This is a genomic window from Brenneria sp. L4-2C, assembly GCF_040240335.1.
Taxonomy (GTDB): Bacteria; Pseudomonadota; Gammaproteobacteria; order Enterobacterales; family Enterobacteriaceae; genus Brenneria.
In genome coordinates this window covers 1-3795 of sequence record NZ_JBEIAC010000046.1, presented here as the reverse complement: position 1 = coordinate 3795, position 3795 = coordinate 1, and the positions used below count along the sequence as shown (strand labels likewise).

The window sequence follows — 3795 nt, the reverse complement described above, 5'->3', positions numbered from 1 at the left end:
ATAAGGTCGAGCCGCGCCCGCTCCGCGCTTTTCTGCCTTTCATCGCGCGCCGCTTCCGCCGCCTTCCGGCTGCCGGCGTTGGCGTGGCTATCGGTGGCCGCCCGGTAAAACGCGCAGTTCAGCGCCGACCCTCTGGCATAACGGTCTATCCGCCAGGCGGTCAGCCAGGCCATCTGGTTTGCTATCAGCGCCTCCAGCGCCAGCCCGGCCCGGCCGGGCTGGTAATGGCCGTTATCGCTCTCTTTCCCGGCCGGCTGCGCCGATGGGGACAGTCCCAGCGTCGCCTCGCGCCAGGCGTTAAAGCGGTGGATGACATCCGGGGCCAGAGTGAACTCTTTAAGTCTGTCTGTTGACAAGATTCGCCAACTGTCCAGCGCCAGATGCTGAGGCAGAACCTCCTCCTGCACCTTGAGCGGCGCGCCGGCGGCGAAGGCCGTCGCATACAGTTCGTGCAGCGCAATCTGCGACAACAACGAGCCATCATCAACATCAATCCCCTTGCCCTGGTCGCCGGGCGGGTAGCCGCCGCCGATATCCGAATGCATGCCGGGGTAGATCACCTCCACGCTGTTGCGCGGGTACTGCCCGTTGCCGCGCCGCAGCGAATCGAGCGGAAAACACAGCCGCTGTTCGTGCGACGCCACCAGATGTACGCACTGCTTAACCAGCCCGCCGAAACGCGCGTCGTCCGGCAACGCCTGCGTCCCGTCCGCCCAGGCCATATGCCCGGCGGCGAACGGCGCAATGTTCGCCACCCCCACCGACGCCACCGTATCCAGCAGCCCGAGAAACTCCACGCTGACCGGCAGGCGGCAGGCCGGGTTGCTGCCCTGCAACACCTGGGCCGGCACGCCGTCCGCGCTATCCGGCTTAGGGAACAGTTCGGTCAGCCAGTTGACGAAGGTCCGGGCCTGCGCCGCGCCGCGTGAAAAACCGTACACGTACAGTTTCATGCCCATCAGCTTTGCCTTGCCCCGGCCGGTCGGGTTCATCGCCTGCCAGATGTTGTTCTGCAACCTGTTGAAGTGCCGATAGAAGGTCTCATAGCGGTTATGCGCGCCGCCCAGCCCCAGCGCCGCCCAGGCGGTAGGCGTGGACATGGACTGAACCGCATCCCAGCTCTCGCTGTTATTCAGCCAAACGCGTCGGAAAACGAAATTAAGCACATCCAGCAGCTTGACCAGTCCCCAGTTGATACGGTTTTCCCCGCCGCTGGCGGTCGCCAGTCCCAGGTTGCTGTAATCCAGCTCGCCGATTTCAGGGAACGGCGTACCCACGCCGGGCATATAGAACTTGAAGTAGGTCTCGCTCCCGGCAGGCGGCACATCCAGCAGCGCGTTCTCCAGCGCCGCGCCGCCGGCGTAACCGCTGCCGATGGCGGCGCGGAACAGGCGGGCGATATTGCTGGGATGCGGATGTTCATCCACATAGACGTCGTTATGCAGGTTGTTGCCGGTGCCGTCAAAAAACAGGCTGACGTGCAGCGTCTTGCAGCAGGGGCGCCACACCCGTTTTCCGGCGGCCAGACAGCACTCGTCATAGTAACGTTGCTCCAGGCTGTTCTGCCGGCGTTCGTTCATCGCCACCGGATAAGGATGGTCGGGCAACCGCCCGTTGAGCGGAAAGGCCGGCGGCAGCCAGGCGGTATCCTGCGGTTTTATTTTGGACATGATTTCGGCTCCGGCATCCTTAACGGCTCTTTGATCGGGTATCGCTCATGGGTGGGCGAGAAACAAGAGGTGGTGACCTTCACCTCATCGCAGGGCAGAAAATGCACCGTGATGCCGCAGTTATCTTCCGAGGTATAAGGCGGCAGCGGCACCACCTTGCTGTGCCGGCGTTTCTGGTCGTCCATTTTCTTTTGCCAGGCCAGATAGTTATCCCAGTCGGCAAAGCCGGGAAAGCCAATCATATCCGCCACCCCGGTTTCCCAGTCGATCCGCACCGTCATGCCCGGCCGCCACCGTGCCGGGGCGCGGTAACAGCAACCGCCGCCGCCGCCCTGATAGGCGCCGACACTGTCGATGCCCGATATGCCGTCCACGCTGAAGCGGTTGATTGCCCAGTGGGTATGATTGATGACGATAAGCGTATCCGCCTGAGCGGCGGCCGACAGCAGCAGGCCGCACAGCACCAGGGGGATTAACGGTATTTTCAAGATATAAACTCCTTTTTAAAGAGGGTCGTTGGCGACGACATAAGGGTCGGTCTGTAACTGCTGAAGCCGTTGCCAGGCGAACGCTTCACGTTCCTGATCCAAAAAAATATTTGCGGCAGTGGCTTCCCGCATCGCGCGATAGCTGGCATGGAACAGCGCCTCACTCGCACGGGTAAGGCCGTTTTGCCGCATGAAAGAACACATCAACATCTCCGCATCGCTGACGATCAACAATTGTTCAAGCTGTTGATCGTCAAGGTCTATTTTTTCCGGCTTTTCTTCTGATGGTGATGCGTTATCGCCGGTTAACCAGACCGGCTCGCCCTCTCTGTCTAACCAGCTCCAGAACATCGCGGGGCGTAATAAATGTTTCTGCTGCGAATCAAGAAGAATATGGGTAAATAAATGCGGGAAGATGCGCGGATCGAAAAAACGCAGAATACCGGGCTGACCACAATGAGTCGCATCCAGGCACGCCGTGAAATATTCTGACAGCATGTTGAACGACCAGGCGGAACACAGCGTCAACAGCCGAGGTTGCTTCGCTAAATGTTGAATCAGTTGCTCGGCCCATTGACGCTGTTCGAGCAGGCCTAAGTTGATACGAATCAAGAGCGGCGCCGCATCGACTTCACTTTCCTCCGGCAATCCGGCGAATAATGAACACCAGGGGATTGCCGGTGAAAAAGTTTCCAACGCCGGAATTAAGGGCGTATTCGCGCCGCTTTGATCGACAATAAGATCGAGGTGATCGCTTTCGGCGTTTTTCACCGCGGTTTCAAGTAAAGAGAACCAACCTGCCGGTTGCTGAGTAGTCATTGCATTATCCTCTGAAGACAAAACCCTGAGCCGCCGCCTGCGCTTTTTTGAGACAGTCTTCACATACCGAAGCAGGCAATTCAGGCAACGGGAAATCGGCGCCGGATGGGGCATCCATTTTATGCCGGCCCTTTAAACTCAGCTGGCTGGGGCCATGAATTTCAATTTCCCCCTTAGGGGACAAACGGATATAAGCGCCGCCGCAGGCCAAGGTGATCCCTTGTTTCGCGGTGATCTGAATATGTCCCTGCGTGGAGTTCACCGTAATATCCTGCAAGGCGATGGCATCCATCACATCCGCATGCGACTCAATGGATAAGGCGCCTTTTGCCGAAACCAGACGCATGCCTTCATTTTGCGACAACACCGACACCGCCTGACGGGCATTAATGCCTATCCGTTCCGCGCTGCCGATATGTACCTCCCCCGCGCTCTGCGCATACAGCGCTTTACCGCTCTGTAGCATGACGACATGCGGACTGACGACGCCGATACCTGCCGGCGCGCTTAATAACAGCGCCGCCGCTTTCAAACCATCCGCATTGCACTGATATTCTTTTAACGAATCGGCATCCGGCTGTAGATTACGATGGGTCTGCGTGATACGCCGCCATTCCGTAACCTGACTCATCGCACCTTTTATCAGACTAAGCGCCGCACCCATCTCCAGCGTCTTATCACCGGCTTTACTCTGTTCGTCCGCGCTGATGAACAGCCCTTTCCCCGCCCGTATCGCGCCCCACTGGTCGGTGCGCAGCTCAAACCCTTCGCCCCGCCGCTGACGGCTGCCGTCCACCAGATGCCCCAGGTTCAGCTGC

General features: G+C 59.2%; 4 protein-coding genes. All 4 read right to left on the bottom strand.

Annotated features, from left to right (window positions below; translation table 11 throughout):
• Positions 1-1670: T6SS phospholipase effector Tle1-like catalytic domain-containing protein (locus ABRZ26_RS24855; protein ID WP_319606686.1), on the bottom strand; the 1670-nt coding region annotated here is incomplete at its 3' end.
• Complete coding sequence (gene tli1a, locus ABRZ26_RS24850) at positions 1658-2158, bottom strand: Tli1a family immunity protein (RefSeq protein WP_319606685.1); 501 nt, start codon at positions 2156-2158, stop codon at positions 1658-1660. The genes ABRZ26_RS24855 and tli1a, both read right to left, overlap by 13 nt.
• A gap of 15 nt (positions 2159-2173) precedes the next feature.
• Positions 2174-2977, bottom strand: coding sequence for a toxin Tle1 chaperone Tla1 (tla1, locus tag ABRZ26_RS24845; RefSeq protein ID WP_319606684.1), 804 nt, complete (start codon positions 2975-2977; stop codon positions 2174-2176).
• Between the two features lie 4 nt (positions 2978-2981).
• Positions 2982-3795 (bottom strand): DUF2345 domain-containing protein (locus ABRZ26_RS24840; RefSeq protein WP_319606683.1); only part of this gene is annotated, 814 nt, incomplete at its 5' end.

Excerpts from the sequence above, each read along its gene's own strand:
- tla1 (WP_319606684.1), bottom strand. The coding sequence starts at position 2,977 with ATGACTACTCAGCAACCGGCAGGTTGGTTCTCTTTACTTGAAACCGCG.